Source organism: Massilia sp. BGA-UO-ETr-WB1, from assembly GCF_059567845.1.
Genome location: NZ_JCAQOT010000026.1, coordinates 53,994 through 71,071 on the forward strand (window position 1 = coordinate 53,994; position 17,078 = coordinate 71,071).

Consider the following 17,078-nt stretch of genomic DNA (forward strand, 5'->3'; position numbering starts at 1 on the left):
CAGCAATATTTCCATAAATAAAAAAGCCCGCAATGCAGAGGCATCCGGGCTTTTTTATTGACTTTTGAGCTTAGGGCGGCGGTTCCGGATCGGGCTTGGAGTCGTCCGTTTTAGCCTCGTCGGCAGCCGGCTCGGGCCGCGTAGCCGATTCGGGCGGTGCGGGCGGCTCCGGCGGCTCGGCCGGTTCGGCGGGCGGCTCGGCCGGCGGCACAGGCATCGCCGGCGGCGTGCCGGCGCCGGGCGCGGGCGGAGCGCCGGGCGGCATCTGGCCCGGCTGTAAAGGCTGGCCCGGCTGCTGGCCCGGCGGCGGCCTGGTGGGCGGCTGCCCCGGCAGCGGCTGCGCGTCCCCGGCGCTGACGAATTTCCAGTCGGCGATGCGCTGCTTGCCCTCGAAGCCCTGGAAGCGGGCCGGGAAGTTGCCGATCTTGACCGGCTTGGCGTCCGACAGGCTGTATACCGCCACCACGCCGGTGGTGCCCGACACGTAGGAGACGCCCCACTCGGCCTTGCCGGTCATGGGGTCGACGAAGATCTTGCGCAGGTGGCGGCGCACGGCCGGGAAACGCGGATCGAGCAGCAGCTCCTTGAGCGAGGGCGGCTGGGTCGGCTGGCCGGGCGGCGTGGCCTTGGCGTAGCTTTGCAGCGCGTCGCTGAACTGGGCGCCGATGTTGAGCAGCTCGCGCTCGGCTGCGCTGCGCTGCATCACCGCGCCCAGCTTGACGGCGGTGGCGCCCACCAGGCCGATGATGGCCACCAGGATGATCAGGCTGATATAAGTGAAGCCGGCGCGGCCGTGCCACGCGCGGCGGCGGCCGGACGGCCTACCAGTCCGCGTAGGGCTTGCCATGGCGGTCATTGCCGGGCGCTCCGCTCTTCAGGTCCGCCACCCCGCCCTTGCTGCCGTCTTCCGGCGGCACCAGGATCCAGGTGGTGCTGCTTTCGGTGATGGGGTCGACCGGCGCGGCGCGCAAGTATTTCTTCTCCACCAGCTGTTCCAGCGTATCGGGGTAGCGGCCGGTGTCGCCATAGTACTGGTCGATGGTGGCGCGGGTGCTGCGCAGGTTGTCGGCCAGGATGGTTTCCTTGGCGCTGTCGACGCTGGGGAAATAGCGCGGCACGGCCAGCGTCAGCAACAGCGCGACGATGCCCAGCACCACCAGCAGTTCGATCAGCGTGAATCCTCGTTGGGCTTTGGTCATCGTTACCATTTTTTGTAGGGCACGCCGTTCAGGCCGGTTTTCTCGGACAGGGAATAGACATCGTACACATCCTCCCCTTCGCGCGGCTGGTCGGCGTCGCTGGCGTAGCTGCGCATGCCCCAGGTTTGCGCGTCGGAGGCGTCCGGCTCGGCGCTGAACGGGTCGCGCGGGATGCGGCGCAAGAAATAGATCTTGCTGCGCTTGGGGTTTTTCTGGTCCTGCACGCCCTCCACCAGCAGCTCCAGGTTCTTCGGGTAGCCGGTGCTGACGGTGCTCCGGGCCACCCGGCCGTCGTCGTAGGCTTGCTTGTAGGCGTCGATGGCCTGGCGGATCTCGTGCAGCGAGCGGCGCAGCTCCTGCTCGTTGCGGCGCTGTATGGTCACCTGGGCCACCGGCACCACGAGCGTGCCCAGCAGGCCCAGGATGGCCAGCGTCACCAGCAGTTCGATCAGCGTGAAGCCACGGCGCCGTGCGTTCATTTTGCGGGCGGCTGCGGCGGCGCCGGGATCGGCGCGGCGGGTTCGGGCTGGGCCACGCTGGTGGCGGGGCCGGGCTGCGAGGTGGACAGCGGCACGCCGGCCGGCGCGGAGGCCGGCGGCGTCGGCGCGGCGCCGGCCTCCGCGCCAGGGGCCACCGGCTGGCCGGGCGCGGGCACCGTCAGCGGCTGGGCGCCCTGCCCTTGCTGGCCAGGCTGCGGCGGCAGTTGCGGCGCGCCGGGACGCACCGGCGCAGCGGGCACGCTGGGCGCGCCCAGCGGCAGCGTCACCGTGGTGCGCACGGCCGGATCGGGACGGCGGCGGAAGTTGCCCTCGGTGCCGGCCGAGAACTCGGCGCTGGCCGCTTCAGGGCGCTGGATGTTGCGGATCAGGCGCGGCGTGATCGACAGCACGATTTCCGTCTTCTGCTTGTCGTCGGTGGTGCTGCCGAACAGGCGGCCCAGGATGGGCACGTCGCCGAACAGCGGCACCTTGCTGCCGTTGCTGCGGTCTTCATTGTTGATCAGGCCGGCCAGCACCTGGTTCTCGCCGTCCTTCAGCTGCAGCATGGTGGTGGCCTGGCGCGTGCCGATCTGGTAAGCCTTGGTCCCGGACTTGGTCTCCACCTGGCTCACCAGGTTGCTGACCTCGAGCGCCACCCGGATCGCCACTTCGTTGTTCAGGTAGATGGTGGGCTCGGCGTTCAGGGTCAGGCCCACGTCCACGTAGCTGACCGACTCGCTGGCGAAGCCGCCGGTGCCGGGCGAAATGGTGGTGGTGATCACCGGCACCTTGTCGCCGATCAGGATCTTGGCCTTTTCCTTGTTGCGCACGCGGATGCGCGGATTGGCCAGCAGCTTGCTGTCGCCGTCGGTCTTGTTGGCGTTGGCGGTCAGGTTGACGGCGGACACGCCGATGCTGCGCTGGTTCAGGTGGTTCAAATCGTTAATCGTCAGCACCGTGCCGCCGGAGGAAATCAGCGGGCCGAAGGTGACGCTGGACGGCCAGGCCACGCCCAGCTCCATCAGGCGCGTGCGCTTCACTTCCAGGATCTCCACTTCCAGCATCACTTCCGGCTCGGCCACGTCCTGCAGCGCCACTAGGCGCTCGGCCAGGCGGATCGCTTCGGCGTTGTCGCGCACGATCAGCAGGTTCAGTTTTTCATCCACCACCACGTCGCGCGATTTGAGGATGGTCTTCAGCGTGTTGGCCACCGACTTGGCCTCGGCGTTGGCCAGGAAGAAGGTCTTGACCACCATCTCCTGGTATTCCTTCAGCTTGGCCGCCACGTTGGGGTAGATCAGGATGGTGTTGCCGTCCAGGACCTGCTGCTCCAGCTGGTTGGTCATCAGCAGGTAGTAGACCGCCGCTTCCACGGTGCTGTTCTTCAGGAAGATGGAGGCCTTCTGGTCGGTCTTCACGTCCTTGTCGAACACGAAGTTCAGGCCGGAGCGGCGCGCGATGATCTCGAACACCTGCTTCAGCGGCGCGTCGCGGAACTCGATGCTGATGGGCTGCTTGAAGGCTTTCGACAGGCCCGCTTCGGCGGTCGGCTGGGCGCCCTTGTCGTTCACCTCGCGCAGCATCAGGCGCGCTTCCTCGTAGGACGGCTTTTCGGCCAGCACGGCGTTGAGTTTCTGCCGCGCGCCGTCGTAGTCCTTTTTCGCCGCCAGCTCGCCGGCCGAAGCCACCATTTTCTCCAGCCGCTCGGACGCTTCCACCGCACGCAGGCCGGCGCGGGCGCGCTCGTTCATCGGGTCCAGCGCCAGCACGCGCTGGTAGCCTTGCAGGGCGGGGGCGCGGCGGCCGCCGGCCAGCTCGCGGTCGGCCTGCTCCAGGTACTGCACGGCGGTGCGGTCGCGCGTCAGCAGGTAGGCGGAACGGAACTGCGCGTTCTGCGGGTCCTTGGCGATGGCTTCCTGGAACTTGGCCAGGCCCGCCTCCGGGTTGCTCTGCTCGACCAGGGTCCGGCCCTCACGGAACGCCATCTCGCCGGCGCAGCCGGCCAGGGCCAGCGCCACCAGCGTGGCCATGGCCGTGGTTTTGAACATGCGGTATGGGGTGCGGGCCATTAGTCGGGAACTCCAATATTGAGCTGCTGGGATTGATTCAGCGGCAGATAGGTAAGCTTCAGCATGGGCGGCGCGATGGCGTCGACGCGGTAGACGCCGTCGATCACCGTCTGCGCGCGCACCACGTAGGTCTTGTCGGCGCGGGCCAGGAAGACTTCCCAGGCGCCGTCGCTGGCGGCCTTGCCGATATAGGTGAACGGCAGCGGCGGCGCTTGCGGCGGCGGCGGCGGTGGCTGCGGCGCCTGCTGCGGGGGCGGCGGCGGCGGCGGGGTCCAGTTCTGGCTGCCGAACACCGCTCCGCCTCCGCCGAAGCTGCCCTCGCCGAGTTCGCCTATCAGTTCGGCGCGCGGCAGCAGGCGCAGGATCAGCACTTCCGGCGGAGCTGGCTTGGCGCCGTTCGACGCCACGGCGGGCGCGGCGGCAGGCGCGCGGCGCTCCACCGCTTCGGCAACCTCGCCGTCCGCCGGCGACTTGTCGCCAAAGAGCACGAGAGCGGCGGCGGCGACCAGCGCGGCGGCCATCAGCAAGTGGCGCGGCGTCATGGCTGCACCGGCATGGCGCCGTCCTTCAGGTAGAGCGTGAAGCGCACGCGGGCTTCCACTTGCGCGTCGCCGATGTTCTCGCGGCGGAAGCCGATGTCGTCCAACGCGGCGAAGGGCAGTTCGCGCAAGGCTGCCAGCGCGAACTGCCAGATGGCCTGGTAGCTGCCTTTCACCGGCAGCGTGATCTGGTAGGTGGTGACGCGGCCGGCCTTGTCGTAGCCGAACTTGTACTCGCCCCGGTGCAGGCCCAGGCCCGCTTTCGCGGCCAACCCGAACAGGACTTTGACGTGCTGCTCGGCGTAGTGTTTTTCACCCAGCGTTTCCTGGAACAGGGCCAGGTTTTCATTGGCCGACGGCGGCGGCGCGGCCACCACCAGCGCGCCCGGCGCCGGCAGCGGACGGGCCAGCGCCACGCGCTGCTCGGCGCGCTGGGGGATCAGCCAGGCCCACGCGGCGGCGCCGGCCACGCACAGCACGGCGGCCACGCAGACGCCGGCACCGGCGCGCGCGGCTGCCAGGCGCGCGCGCAGCAGCAAGGCCGGCACGGACAGCTGCTGCAAGCGCTGCGCCTTCATCGCGCACCCCACTGCGCTTCAACCTGGAAGCGCACCGGCCGGTTCGGGTCGGTGTCGTTGATTTCGTGCCGCGACAGGGCGGCGCCGATGAAAAACTCCTGCTGCTTGAGCTGTTCGATGTAGGCGATCATGTCGTCCGCGTTCTTGGCTTCGGCGCTGATCTTCAGCAGCTGCTTGTTGGGGTCCGGTTCCAGCGCCAGCAAGGCGATGCTGGCCGGCGTGGCCTCGCCCACGGCTTCCTGCATGTCGCGCCACGGCAGGTTCAGCTGCAGCACGGCGGCGTTGATGGCTTTCGCCTGCGCGTCCGGGATCTGCACCTTGGCCGCCTGCATGGCGGCGGCGCCCTGCGCGCCCAGCCGCTGCTGCGCCAGTTGCTGCTGTTGCTGCTGCAAAGCGCGCCGCTGCTGGCGTTCCAGGTCGCGCAGCTGGGCCGCGCGGACGCGCTGCTGCTGCACCATCTGGTAGCCGTACAGGCCGGCCCCTGCGCACAGGGCCAGTCCCAGCACGCAGCCGGCCAGCGCAGCGGGGTGTTCCCGGCCCAGGCGGTACAGCGCGCGGCGCCAGCCCGGCGCGGCGAAATCGATGCGCATCTTCCTCATGCCGCCAGCCCTCCCCGCGCCAGCACGCTGGCCAGCGACCATGCGTGCTCGCCCGGCAGGGCCGCGCCCAGCGTGGTGCAGGAAATCTGCCCGGCGTTGGCGGCCGGCTTGGCCAGCAGCGGCGGCACCTGGCCGCACAGCTGCAGCAGCTGCGGCGCTTCCAGGCCGGCCAGCAGCGCTTCGCGCTGCAGCGTTTGCGCCAGCCAGTACTGGTCGGCGCCGCGCGGCAGCGGCAGCGCGCGGATGGCGTGCAGGCGCTGGTTGTCGATAATGGCCAGGGTCAGCAGGCCGTCGTGCACCTGGCCGAACCAGGCTTGCGGCTTGAGCGCGCCCTGCCAGCGGTTCCACGCGGTGACGAAGTGCGGCAGCACTTCCACCACCGCCATGCCGTGGTCGGCGGCGGCCTGCTCCAGCGTGGCCAGCAATGGCTGCGGCATGGCGCAGGCGAAGAAAGGCTGCTGCGTATCCCAGTCGGCAACGATTTTCCAGCCGGAGGGCGGTTCGCCGTACAGGCTGTGGAAGCGCAGCGCGGCGGCCGCCTCCAGGTCGGCCAGGCGCGCCGCCTGGGCCGGCGGCGTCACCTGCCACATGCGCGCCAGGTCGTCGGCCAGCACGAAGCCGGCCGGCCAGCCATGCACCTCCTGCCCGGCCAGCAGCTCGCGCAGCGCCAGGCCGATGGCGTGGTGGGCGTGCAGCGCGCTCACGCCTTCGGGCGAAAACGGCTGCTCGGCCAGCAGTTCGGCCTTGGGGCCGAACCAGCGGCTGACCTTCAGCAGGCTCACGGCGAAGCCCGATACGCCGATGCGCAGCGCCTGGCCCGGCAATCTGTTCAACAGTCTAGGCATGCAAAGTCACCCGCTTGATTTCGGACAGCGTGGTGCCGCCGCGCTTGACCAGCTCCAGCGCGGCCAGGCGCAGGCTGCGCGTGCCGTTCTTGTAGGCGGCCGCCTTGATCTGGCGGATCGGCCGTTTGTCCACGATCAGCTCCCGTATTTCGTCGTTCAGGGTCAGGATCTCGGCGATCGAGCGGCGGCCCTTGTAGCCGGTGCCGCGGCAGTCGCCGCAGCCCTTGCCTTCCATGAAGCGGTAGTCGAACACGTCGGCCCGGGACAGGTTGACGCTGGCCAGCTCCTGGTCCGACGGCGTGTATTCGGCCGCGCAGTGCGGGCAATTGATGCGCACCAGGCGCTGCGCCCAGATGCCGTTCAGCGCCGACACGAAGGCGTACGGGTCGATGCCCATGTGGGTGAAGCGGCCGAACACGTCGAACACATTGTTGGCGTGCACGGTGGTGAGCACCAGGTGGCCGGTGAGCGCGGACTGCACGGCGATTTCGGCGGTTTCGCGGTCGCGGATCTCGCCCACCATGATCTTGTCCGGGTCGTGGCGCAGGATAGAGCGCAAGCCCTTGGCGAAGGTCAGCCCCTTCTTTTCGTTGACCGGGATCTGCAGGATGCCGGGCAGCTGGTACTCGACCGGGTCCTCGATGGTGATGATCTTCTCGCGCCCGTTGTGGATCTCGGTGAGCGCGGCGTACAAGGTGGTGGTCTTGCCCGAGCCGGTGGGCCCGGTCACCAGCAGCATGCCGTAGGCTTCCTGCGCCAGCACGCGCAAGGTGGCCAGCGAAGGCGCGTCGAAACCCAGCGCTTCCAGCGTGAGCGAGCCGTAGGCTTCGATCATGGCGCGCTTGTCGAGGATACGGATGACCGCGTCCTCGCCGTGGATGCTGGGCATGATGGAAACGCGCAGGTCGATCTCGCGCCCGCCCGACTCCACGCGGAAGCTGCCGTCCTGCGGAATGCGGCGCTCGGAGATGTCCAGTTCCGCCAGCACTTTCAGGCGCGAGATGATCTGCTCGGCCACTTCGATGCCGTTGACGGCGGTGGCGTGATCGAGCACGCCGTCCACCCGGTACTTGACGGCCAGGCCGCCGGCGGTGCTTTCCAGGTGGATGTCGGAGGCGCCGGCCTTGAGCGCGTCGTACAGGGTGGAGTTCACCAGGCGCACGGCCGGGCTGGCCGCTTCCGACACCGAGGCGAACGACAGCACGGCGGCGGTCTTGCCGTCGCGCCGGCCTTCGCTGGCGCCGGGCAGCAGGCTGTCCACCGCGCGCGCCGATTCCTCCTGCTTGGACAGGTAGGCCTGGATGTCGGCCTGCAGCGCCAGCCGGGTTTGCAGCGGCGCGTGCGGCGTGGCGCGCGCCTGCGCGCCGAGCCAGGTTTGCAGGTCGAGGTCGAAGGGGTCGGCGATCACGCCCACCAGCAGGCCGTCATGCGCGCGCAGCAGCACGCAGCGGCGCGCCATGGCCTGCGACAGCGGCAACAGGTCGAAGGCCGGCGTGAAGCCCAGCATGTCCACCGTTTCCAGCACGGCCAGGCCGAAGGGCTGGGCCAGCGCGTGCACCGCCAGGCGCGGCTCGATGCCGGTCAGCGCTTCCAGCTCCTCGACCAGGCTGCGCTTGCTCTGCGCGGCGCGCGCGCGGGCCCGCACCAGCATGGCGTGGTCGAGCGCCGGCGCCGCCGGGCTGGCGGCGGCGCTGCTGTTGCTGGCTGCGCCGGCGGCCGGGGTTGGCATCATGACATGTCTCCAGCGAGGTCGAAAATAGGCATGTAGAGTAACACCACGATGGCGCCCACCACCAGGCCGATGCAGGCCATCAGCAGCGGCTCGAAGGTGCGTGTGAAGCGGTCGATCCAGCGGCTGATTTCGCCGTCGTAGAACGCGGCCGACTGGGTCAGCATGGGGCCCATGTCGCCGGTGCGCTCGCCCACGCGCAGCATGCGCAGCGAGATCGGCGTGGTCAGGCCGTTCGCTTCGAAGGCGGACGACAGCGGCAAGCCCGATTCGACGTGGGCGCGCGCGGCCTGCAAGCCTTGCCGCACCGACGGCGAGACCATGCCCTGCACGGTGTCGATGGCGTGCAGGATGGTGATGCCGCCTTCGCTCAGCATGCCCAGCGTGAGATACAGGCGCGACAATTCGTAGATGCGCACGCGCTCGCCGATGCCCGGCAGGCGCGACAGCAGCCGCAGCAGGCCGCCGTTGGCCATCAGGCGGCGCAGGCCGAACACCAGGCTGCCCAGCAGCAGCCCCACGCCGGCCAGCAAGGCGGTGGTGTGGGCGGCGGCGAACTGGCCCCAGCTCAGCATCAGCTGCGACATCCACGGCAGGTTGCGCCCTGCCCCCTGGTAGACCTCGGCGAAGCGCGGCACCACGTAGGTGATCAGGAACAGGCTCACGCCGCCGCCCACCAGCAGCAGGATGGAGGGGTAGATGGCGGCGCTGACGATCTTGGCGCGCACCGTGTCGATGCGCTGCTGGTAGTCGATGAAGCGGGACAGCGCGCGCGGCAGGTCGCTGGTGCCTTCGGCCGCCTTGACGATGCCCACGTACAGCGGCGGAAACAGTTCAGGCTGCTCGGCCAGCACGGCCGAAAAGCGCTGGCCTTCGCGCAGGCCGCCCAGCAGGCGCTCCAGCACGCCGCGCGTGGCGGGGGCGGCTTCCTTTTCCAGCAGCGCTTCCAGCGCCTCGACCACGCCCAGGCCGGCGGTGAGCAGCGCCAGCAATTCCTGGCTGAACAGCACCAGCGAGAGCGACTTGCCCTTGCCGCGCCCGATCGGCAGGCCCAGGCCGCCGCGCACCGGCGCGATGGCGCTGACGAACAGGCCGCGCGCCTCCACCTGGCGGCGCGCGTCCGCTTCGTCGCGGCCGTCGACCACCTGGCGGCCGATCACCATTTCCGGCGACAAGGTACGTACTTCGAACTGCATGGGAGGAGCCGGTCTGCTGAGGGTTTGCGGGTTGCTGAACTGGGCGGGACGTTACTGGGACGTGATGTCGGCGTCTTCGCCGGCGCCGCCGGGCTGGCCGTCCTTGCCCAGGGACAGGATCTCGTATTCGCCCTTGGTGCCGGGCGCGCGGTACTGGTAGGGCTTGCCCCATGGATCGGGCGGCACGCCTTTTTTCAGGTAGGGACCGTTCCACTTGGCGCCGGCCGAGGCCGGCGCGGCCAGCAGCGCGGCCAGGCCTTCCTCGGCGCTCGGGTAGCGGCCCACGTCCAGGCGGTAGGTGTCGAGCGACTTTTCAAACGCTTCGATTTGCGCCTTGGCGATCGTCACCTCCGACTTGCCCAGCTGGGAGAAATACTTGGGACCGACATAGGCCGCCAGCAGGCCGATGATGACAATCACCACCAGCAGTTCCAGCAAAGTGAAACCGGGGGCGCGGCGTGGCGCTTTGTTGCCTTGTAGCTGTGCTGCGTGCATCCGAACGACTCCTTTTCTGCTGCGGAAGGCTGAAACCGCCTAGCCTACCACGCTGTTTAAGCTTTCGACAACGTTTTCCGCAATAAAAACAGCCGCACAGGCCAGGCCTGTGCGGCTGCGGTTACAGCTCTTACCGAACGACAATTAGTCGATCAGCTTGGAGCGGGTGCGTTCCGTTTCCGCCACAGGAATCGTGGCCGAGCCGGTGTTGACGTTGATGACGGTGGTAGTCTGCACGTTGCCGCTCAGGTCCAGGAACTGGATGCCGCCCAGGTAGGAGGTGTCGTTCGCCAGGCCGGACCAGGTGGTCGCGACGCTGGCGGCCACGTTGGCCACCACTTTGCCGGGCAGCGCCACGGTGAACTTGCCGCCCACGTCGGCGGTGGTCACCACGGTCGATTGCAGCTTGTGCGACATGGTCTCGCCACCGCCGTAGGCCAGCACGCAGACCTTGTAGTTGCCCGCTTCCGGACCGGCGATCTGCACCGATTCGTTGCTGGTGGCGTTGCCGGAGTAGCCCCAGGCGCCGGACGGCGTCAGCACGCCCAGGTCGTTGTCGTCGTCCGAGGTGCCGGTGTCGAGATCGCGCAGCGCGAAGCGGGCTGCCACGGTGCCGGCAGGAACCGCCACGTTGTACACCTTCACGTTCGGCAGGTCGGCGCCGGCGGCGCAGGCCAGTTTCAGGTTGGCCGAGCTCATGGAAGCCGGCGCCAGCGTCACTTGCTCGCCCAGCGTCGGCGCTTTCAGGCCGCCCTTGATGGCCGTCATGCGGCCGTTGAAGGTGGCTTTAACCGGGAAGATGCGGGTGCCGGACGGCTTGTCGCCGGTCAGCAGCGGGGGCGAGGCGATCGACTTGCCGGTGCGGGCCTGGATCGGGCTGCGCACCACGTGGGTGCCGTCGGTCCAGCTCAGGCTGCCGAAGTTCCATACGCCGTTGGCGGCGCCGGCGGTGGTCAGCTTGACGGTGAAGGCGGCGGTTTCGCCCGGCGCCAGCGTCAGGCTGGACGGGGTGACCACGGTGGTGAAGCCAGGCACCGACGCGGTGGCGTTGTAGGTGGCGCTGGCGCCGCCCACATTGGTCACCGAGCGGCGTACCGTGACGCTGTTCTGCACGCCGCCGACGGTGATCGACGGCAGGTTCAGGTTGTAGGTCTCGTCCAGCGTGCCGTACACGGTGCAATCGCTTTGCGGCTGCACCGCGGGCTTGTTCACCTTGCACTGGTAGGCCACATAGTCGGCCTTCTTGGCGTCGTACACCAAGCCCGGATCGGCGGCCTTGTTCGGGTCGACGTGGCCGGCGCCCTGCGCCCATGGCAGCAGGCCGTTCTGCGCGCCTGCCAGGTTGTCGTTCAGGGTGGTGTAGGCGGTGGTCATCAGCGCCGACTTGATGGCGGCCGGCGACCAGTCAGGATGCAGCTGGCGCAGCAGCAGGCCGAGGCCGGCCACGTGCGGGCTGGACATCGACGTGCCCTGGTAGGACGCGTAGGCCGGCGGCGGCACCATGGTGCCGGCAGCGACCAGCGCGTGCTCGGCCGGGGTCAACGCGGCGGTGACGCTGGCGATGACGTCCACGCCGGGCGCGGTCAGGTCGGGCTTCAGCATGTTGTTGTCGCCGGCGTTCGGACCGCGCGAGGAGAAACCCGCCATGATGGGCGCCGGCACCGACTTGATGGCGAAGGCGCTGATGGCGGCGCTGGCGTTGGCCGCTTGCGCAACCGCGTAGTTCTTGATGGCGGCGCCATCGGCTGCCGACACGTGCACCGACGGCACCGAATGGGCTTCCGATACCAGGCCGCCGCCGTTGTCGGCCATGACCATGCCCACGCCGCCGGCTTGCTGCACGGCCAGGCTCTTGTCGACGCGGGCGTTTTCGCCGCGCGTGCAGATGACGACCTTGCCGGTGACCTTGGCCGGGTCCAGCTTGACCTGGTTGAAACCGGCGGCAGCGCCGGCATCGCTGAAGCACAGGCTGGCTGAACCGCCGCCCAGGCCGGCGTCTTCGCCGCGGATCAGCGCGGACGAACCCAGCGGATTGACGTTCAGCGAGGCGCCGCTGTATTTGGCGCCGCTGCCCAGGGTCACTTCCGCTTGCGTGCTGCGGTCGTGGGTCGAGGCGGCCACGGTGGTCAGCCATGGGCTGACGTGGGCCACCGCCTGCGCAGGGCCGCTGTTGCCGGCCGAAGCGGCAACGAACACGCCGGCCAGCGAGGCGCGGTAGAAGGCTTGTTCGACCGGGTCGTTGACCGAGGTCTGCGAACCGCTGATCGAGTAGTTGATGACGTTCACGCCGTCCTTGACCGCGTCGTCGATGGCCAGCACCGAGTCCGAGTTGTAGCAGGTATTGCTGGCGTTGGTGCCGTCTTCGGCGGCCGGATCGTCAAAGGTCCAGCACACTTTGTAGGCCGCGATGCGGGCCCGCGGCGCCATGCCGGTGCTGGCGCCCATCGGCACGCCGTTCACGGTGGCGAAGGCGCCCGAGTTGCCGGCGGCGGTGGAGGCGGTGTGGCTGCCGTGGCCGCCGTGGCCGGTGGACACGCCGTTGCTGCCGATGTTGGAGTCGCGCGGCGAATAGAATTCGCTCCAGTTCTTTTTCGAACCGTTGGGCGAGGCGATGAAGCCGGCGTTGTAGAACTTGGCGCCGATCAGCTTGTTGTTGCAATGCAGCGCGCCGTCGAAGCCCTCGCCGTTCTGGCAGCCGCCCTTGAAGCTGGCTGGCGCGGAGGTGTAGGCCAGGGTGCCCGAACCGTCGAAGGTCGGGTTGCCGTCGGCGTCGACGCGGTCGGCGAAGGCTGGGTTTTCCGGCCAGATGCCGCTGTCGACCACGCCGATCACCATGTTTTCGCCCTTCACCAGCTGGCCGCCGGTGAATTTCGACCACAGGCCGCCGGCCGTGCTCAGGCCCAGGAAGCGTGCGCTGGAAATGGTATCGAGACGGCGCGCGGTATCGGCTTGCACGTCGGCCACGGCGGGATTGCTTTTCAGCGCCAGCACTTCGGCGTCGGTCAGCTGGACGGCAAATCCGTTCAGCACCACGTCGTAATTGGCGACCACGGTTGGGTTGCCGACACTGGCCAGCACTTCGGTCTTGCGGTCGCCCAGGTAGCGGATGTATTCCTGCACGCTAGGCGCGCGGAAGTCGAATACCTGGCCGGGGGCCGGCTGGGTGGCCGCCAGGCCGCTGACGCCGCCGGTGTAGGTGGCGGCCGGCTGGTCTTGCAGCTGCACGATGTAGGTACGGCGCTGTTCTTGCGCGGTGGCGGTAATGGTCAGGCTGGACAGCAATGCCAGCACAGCCAGCGAAATAGGACGCAGGTTCAGGTTCATGATTTTTCCCGGAATAGATTCAAAATGGAACAACTGCAGATTCAGGCCGAATTCAAGCCGAACGGCGGCGGCGCGACAGCGCGCCCAAGCCGATCAAACCTAGGCCGAACAGGGCCATGCTGGTGGGTTCCGGGATAGTGGTGATGTTGTCGAGCGCAATGTTGCCGATGCCGCTGGTGCGGCTGCAATTGCCTGAGAGGTCGCAACCGTAGCCGTAGATACGCACGAAATCGAACTCGTACCCGGACAGGGGCGACAGATCGTAGGTGTTGAAATTGAACGCACCGCCGGTCGGACCCGGCAGGAAGATGGTCTGCGCGCCGCCCACGGCCTGGCCCAGCGCGTTAAAGCCCTGGATCAGCAACGCGCCTGCGGTGCTCGGGAAAGTGGTGCCATCGGCGCCGATATAGCTGGCTTGCAGCGAGCCGAGGCGGAACCGGTTGCCGCTGTTCAGGCCGAAGTACAGGTAGCCGTCGTTCAGGCCGGCGTAGTAATTGGTGGGGTTGTTGACCGGGCAGCCGCCGGAAATGCACAGGTCGTTGGTGGAACCGTCAATGATGACGCCAGCCAGGTCGCCGGTGGTCTGGTTGCCGTAGGCATAGGTCTCGATCCAGAACTCGTTGGTTTGCACCACGCCGCCCGCGTACAGGATGGGCGTATCAAATGCGCTCTCAAAATTAAGTACACCCGCCTGGGCAACGCTGCCGGCCGCCAGCGCCGCGGCGCATGCCGCCTTCTTGAACAGATTGCTCATACCGCTTTTTTTTGTCGTAAATTTAGCCACGGAATCCCCTGGATATAGATGGTCTCTTGATTTTTAGAAAGTTGTCTTGTCTTGTGGATAGACAACTTGCCCGCCTCAACCACTCCCCTAGTTGAGTCCGCATTTACAAGCATGAAACGTGCCCATGAAATATTTTCAAAAAAATCATGATGTTGCCCAGACATCATGATTGCAAGGCAGTCAAAGTGTAAGATTTTCCGACAAAAAATGTTTCCGGCGCGAATCAAATTCACGCCGGCATAAAAAGCGGGGATCAGTCAGCGCGGCCGGACGGCGCGTTGGAATTGGTGCGGCAGTAACCGCCGTTGCAGCCGATAGCGGGTTCCAGAATAACCTGGCAGGTGGAGACCCTGCCCTCCTGCGCGGCCGCCTCATTGGCCACTTTGCGCAGCGCGGTGTAGCGCTCGGCCAGTGGCGCCGCTTCGGCCATGCGCGCTGCCGACATCGCCAGCCACGCCGAGGGACCGCCGCACAGCCGGGCGCCGACCGGCACGGCGCGGCAATCGGCTGCGGTGCGGCAGGTGGAAGCGGCTTCCAGGGCGCGCAGCCGCTGCAGCAGTTCGGGCGCGCCGGCCGTGGCTGCGGGCGGCTGGGCCGGGGCGCCGCTGCCGCTGCTGGCAAGCGCGGTACAGCCCAGCAAGGCGCTGGCGGCGGCAAGTGCAAGAAGCGGGGTCGGTCGCATGGAAGCAGGCGGCGGGTGCCGGACGGATGGGAATGAGCCATGATGGGCCGCCGCCGCCGCGGCGTCAAGCGCGCGCTGCGCCGCCGTCCAGCAGGCGCAGCGCGATGCCGCGCGCCACCGCCTGGGTGCGATTGCTGACGCCCAGCGTCTTGTAGATGCGCTGCAGATGGTTTTTCACGGTGAGGCCGCTGATGCCGAGGATCTGGCCGACTTCGGTGTTGCTCTTGCCTTCCCTCACCCAGTGCAGGATTTCCATTTCGCGCCGGCTGACGGGGCGTTCGGCGCCCGCTGCCGCGACAGGCGCGGCGTCCAGCCGCAGCAGCGCAAAGTGCAGATGGGGCAACAGCAGTTCAATGAAGTAGGCCAGGCGCGGACAGGGCCGCTGCGGCATGCCGAACAGCGCAAAGCAGGTGCTTGCGCCGGGCAGCGCGCCGCTGCCATGCAGCAGCACGTTGTCCAGGCCCAGCCGCAGCAGTTCGGGCGCGAAGCCGGCCCATGGATCCGAGCCGGCGGCGCGCGGCGCGGCCTCCAGCGCCAGCGGCGGCACGCCGTGGGCGCTGGCACGCACCCGCGCGTGACGGGCCATGCGCGGCGCCAGGCCAAGGACGGGATCGGACAGTTGCGCCAGCACGGTGCTGTCGAGCACGGTGCAGTGCAGGCAGTCGATACGCAGCAGGCTGCCGCCGTCCGGGCCGCCTGCCGGACCGAACTGCATGCAGACCATGACACGGTGCGGCAGCAGCGCCTGCAGCTGGCCCTGGGCCCACAGGAAATAGCTGCGCAGCTCGCGTACCGTGAGCGACGCCTCGATGGCGCCCAGCAGGTACTCCTGCTCGCGCTTGCTCAGAATGACGGCCGGCTCCATGGGCTGCGCTCAGCGCATCAAGCGGCCACGGCGCGCGGCCGGCGCGGCTGTGGCGGCTGTGGCGGCTGGCCTGGCTGCCGGCCAAGGTGCGGGCGCGGCGGCAAAGCCGCCCCCGCAGCGCCGCCCGCGCCGGCGGTGAAACGGTAGCCGCTGCCGCGCACGGTTTCGATGTGGTCGTGGTGGCCGCTGGGCTGCAAGGCGCTGCGCAGGCGGCCGACATGGGCGTCCACGGTGCGCTCGTCGACGCAGGCATCCGCGCCCCACACGAGGTCCAGCAGCTGGGCGCGGCTGTAGACGCGTTCGGGATGCGACATCAGGAAATGCAGCAGGCGGAAATCCACACGCCCCAGGCTGAGCTGCCGCCCGTCCGCCATGACGCGCTGGGTGGCCGCCTCCAGGCGCAGCGCGGCCAGCTGTATCGTGCCGCCCGCCCCTGCCTGCGCGGGGAAGGACGCCGCGTGGGCCGCCATATGCGCAGCGGCGCGGGCAGCGGCGTGGGCCTGGCGGCGCAGCACCGCGTGCATGCGGGCCAGCGTTTCGCGCGGACTGAAGGGCTTGGTGATGTAGTCGTCGGCGCCGCTCTCCAACGCCATGATCTTGTCGGCCTCGGCGCCGCGCGCGGTGAGCATGATGATGGGCAGGGCGGCGGTGCGCGGCAAGGCGCGCAGGCGGCGCAGCAGCGCCAGCCCGGACTGGCCCGGCAAGTCCCATTCGAGCAGCAGCAATTCGGGCGCCGCCGATTCCAGCATCAGCAAGGCGCTCTCGGCGTCCAGCGCGCACAGCGGCTGGTGGCCGGCCTGGCGCAGGTTCAGCGCCAGCAGCTGCTGGACCTGCGGGTCGCAGTCGATGATCAGGATAGGGGGCGGCATAAACTTCACTATGCATCAGCCCCGCTCATGCGCACTAATACAATTTAATTGCGCGATTGATAGCTTTTCCGACTAAATTCCGCCCGCACTATGAAAAAAAACGCCGCCCTTGCGGGGCGGCGCGTGCAGCGGCCTGTGTACGGAAACAACAGCCGCTCAGGCCATGCAGGCAGCTCAGGCGGCCAGCGCAGGCGCCTGCACAGCGCCGGTGGCGCGGCGGCGGCGCAGCACCAGCGCCATCAGCGCTAGGCCGGTGCCGCTCAGCAGCCAGTCGGACGGCTCCGGCACGGTGGTGACGGCGCCCGGGTCGCCTGGACCGTTGCCGATGGTGCCGCCGCCGCCCGGCGTGGTGGGCGGGGTCCACAGGTATTGGGCGATGGCGCCGGTGACCGGGTCGTAGTTGCCGACCCACTCGCCGAGCGAGTTATAGGCTGTGATGCTGAAGTTGGAGATGTAGCCCGACACCGGATCGACCGCGCCGGCAAAGCTCAAGTCGAAGGAGAACACGGAGTCGAAATCGACCGCGAACGCCAGTTCGTTGAAGGCCAGGTTGCTGAACAGGTAGCCGCCGCCTTGCGGCGTGACGTTGTCGTTCAGGTCGACTACCGCGTTGTCGAAGCCCACCAGGCCGGACATCAGCGCGGTCGCCTCCACGCCGTTGCCTGGCGAACTGAACTGGAAGTCCAGGTAGCCGCCGGGAACGCCGAAAGTGCGGGTGTCGATCGATACCAGCACGCCGGCCGAAGCCAGGCCGCTGACGGCCGCCAGCACCAGGGTCAGCGCGGCGCGGCGCAGGGTTTTGTTGAAGAAGTTGCTCATGGCTTGT

The 17,078-nt window shown here is 68.4% G+C and carries 17 protein-coding genes; all 17 read right to left on the reverse strand.

Translation table 11 applies throughout. From position 1 onward, the window contains the following. Positions 1-70: 70 nt before the first annotated feature. Positions 71-847, reverse strand: coding sequence for a type II secretion system protein (locus AC56DV_RS22655; RefSeq protein ID WP_496316485.1), 777 nt, complete (start codon positions 845-847; stop codon positions 71-73). Next, complete coding sequence (locus AC56DV_RS22660; RefSeq protein ID WP_496316486.1) at positions 822-1,208, reverse strand: type II secretion system protein; 387 nt, start codon at positions 1,206-1,208, stop codon at positions 822-824. The genes AC56DV_RS22655 and AC56DV_RS22660 overlap by 26 nt, the downstream gene beginning before the upstream one ends. Next, positions 1,202-1,678 (reverse strand): type II secretion system protein, encoded by a 477-nt coding sequence (locus AC56DV_RS22665; RefSeq protein WP_496316487.1) that lies wholly within the window; start codon positions 1,676-1,678, stop codon positions 1,202-1,204. The genes AC56DV_RS22660 and AC56DV_RS22665 overlap by 7 nt, the downstream gene beginning before the upstream one ends. Continuing rightward, positions 1,675-3,747, reverse strand: coding sequence for a secretin GspD/PilQ domain-containing protein (locus AC56DV_RS22670; protein WP_496316488.1), 2,073 nt, complete (start codon positions 3,745-3,747; stop codon positions 1,675-1,677). The genes AC56DV_RS22665 and AC56DV_RS22670 overlap by 4 nt, the downstream gene beginning before the upstream one ends. Continuing rightward, positions 3,747-4,289: a hypothetical protein gene (locus AC56DV_RS22675; protein WP_496316489.1), complete on the reverse strand. Its 543-nt coding sequence runs from the start codon at positions 4,287-4,289 to the stop codon at positions 3,747-3,749. Before AC56DV_RS22675 ends, AC56DV_RS22670 begins: the two co-directional genes overlap by 1 nt. After that, positions 4,286-4,864: a hypothetical protein gene (locus tag AC56DV_RS22680; protein ID WP_496316490.1), complete on the reverse strand. Its 579-nt coding sequence runs from the start codon at positions 4,862-4,864 to the stop codon at positions 4,286-4,288. The genes AC56DV_RS22675 and AC56DV_RS22680 overlap by 4 nt, the downstream gene beginning before the upstream one ends. After that, positions 4,861-5,463: a hypothetical protein gene (locus tag AC56DV_RS22685; protein ID WP_496316491.1), complete on the reverse strand. Its 603-nt coding sequence runs from the start codon at positions 5,461-5,463 to the stop codon at positions 4,861-4,863. The genes AC56DV_RS22680 and AC56DV_RS22685 overlap by 4 nt, the downstream gene beginning before the upstream one ends. Next, the gene (locus AC56DV_RS22690) at positions 5,460-6,308 is read right to left on the reverse strand and encodes a hypothetical protein (RefSeq protein WP_496316492.1); all 849 of its coding nucleotides are present in this window, start codon (positions 6,306-6,308) and stop codon (positions 5,460-5,462) included. The genes AC56DV_RS22685 and AC56DV_RS22690 overlap by 4 nt, the downstream gene beginning before the upstream one ends. After that, positions 6,301-7,959, reverse strand: coding sequence for a GspE/PulE family protein (locus tag AC56DV_RS22695; protein WP_496317272.1), 1,659 nt, complete (start codon positions 7,957-7,959; stop codon positions 6,301-6,303). Before AC56DV_RS22695 ends, AC56DV_RS22690 begins: the two co-directional genes overlap by 8 nt. Positions 7,960-8,036: 77 nt before the next feature. Further along, positions 8,037-9,233: a type II secretion system F family protein gene (locus tag AC56DV_RS22700; protein WP_496316493.1), complete on the reverse strand. Its 1,197-nt coding sequence runs from the start codon at positions 9,231-9,233 to the stop codon at positions 8,037-8,039. Positions 9,234-9,284: 51 nt separating this feature from the next. Further along, on the reverse strand, positions 9,285-9,728 hold the full coding sequence (gene gspG / locus AC56DV_RS22705) for a type II secretion system major pseudopilin GspG (protein WP_496316494.1): 444 nt from the start codon (positions 9,726-9,728) through the stop codon (positions 9,285-9,287). A gap of 144 nt (positions 9,729-9,872) precedes the next feature. Continuing rightward, entirely contained in the window at positions 9,873-13,052 is a 3,180-nt protein-coding gene (locus AC56DV_RS22710; protein WP_496316495.1) for a S8 family serine peptidase, read from the reverse strand. A 52-nt stretch (positions 13,053-13,104) separates the two neighbouring features. Beyond that, positions 13,105-13,806, reverse strand: coding sequence for an NF038120 family PEP-CTERM protein (locus AC56DV_RS22715; protein ID WP_496316496.1), 702 nt, complete (start codon positions 13,804-13,806; stop codon positions 13,105-13,107). A 283-nt stretch (positions 13,807-14,089) separates the two neighbouring features. Next, positions 14,090-14,518, reverse strand: coding sequence for a hypothetical protein (locus AC56DV_RS22720; protein ID WP_496316497.1), 429 nt, complete (start codon positions 14,516-14,518; stop codon positions 14,090-14,092). A 64-nt stretch (positions 14,519-14,582) separates the two neighbouring features. Next, on the reverse strand, positions 14,583-15,383 hold the full coding sequence (locus AC56DV_RS22725; protein WP_496316498.1) for a LuxR C-terminal-related transcriptional regulator: 801 nt from the start codon (positions 15,381-15,383) through the stop codon (positions 14,583-14,585). A 17-nt stretch (positions 15,384-15,400) separates the two neighbouring features. Beyond that, a complete protein-coding gene (locus AC56DV_RS22730) occupies positions 15,401-16,252 on the reverse strand; it encodes a winged helix-turn-helix domain-containing protein (protein ID WP_496316499.1) in 852 nt (283 codons plus the stop codon). 174 nt (positions 16,253-16,426) lie between these two features. Next, positions 16,427-17,071, reverse strand: coding sequence for an NF038129 family PEP-CTERM protein (locus tag AC56DV_RS22735; RefSeq protein ID WP_496316500.1), 645 nt, complete (start codon positions 17,069-17,071; stop codon positions 16,427-16,429). Positions 17,072-17,078 lie beyond the last annotated feature (7 nt).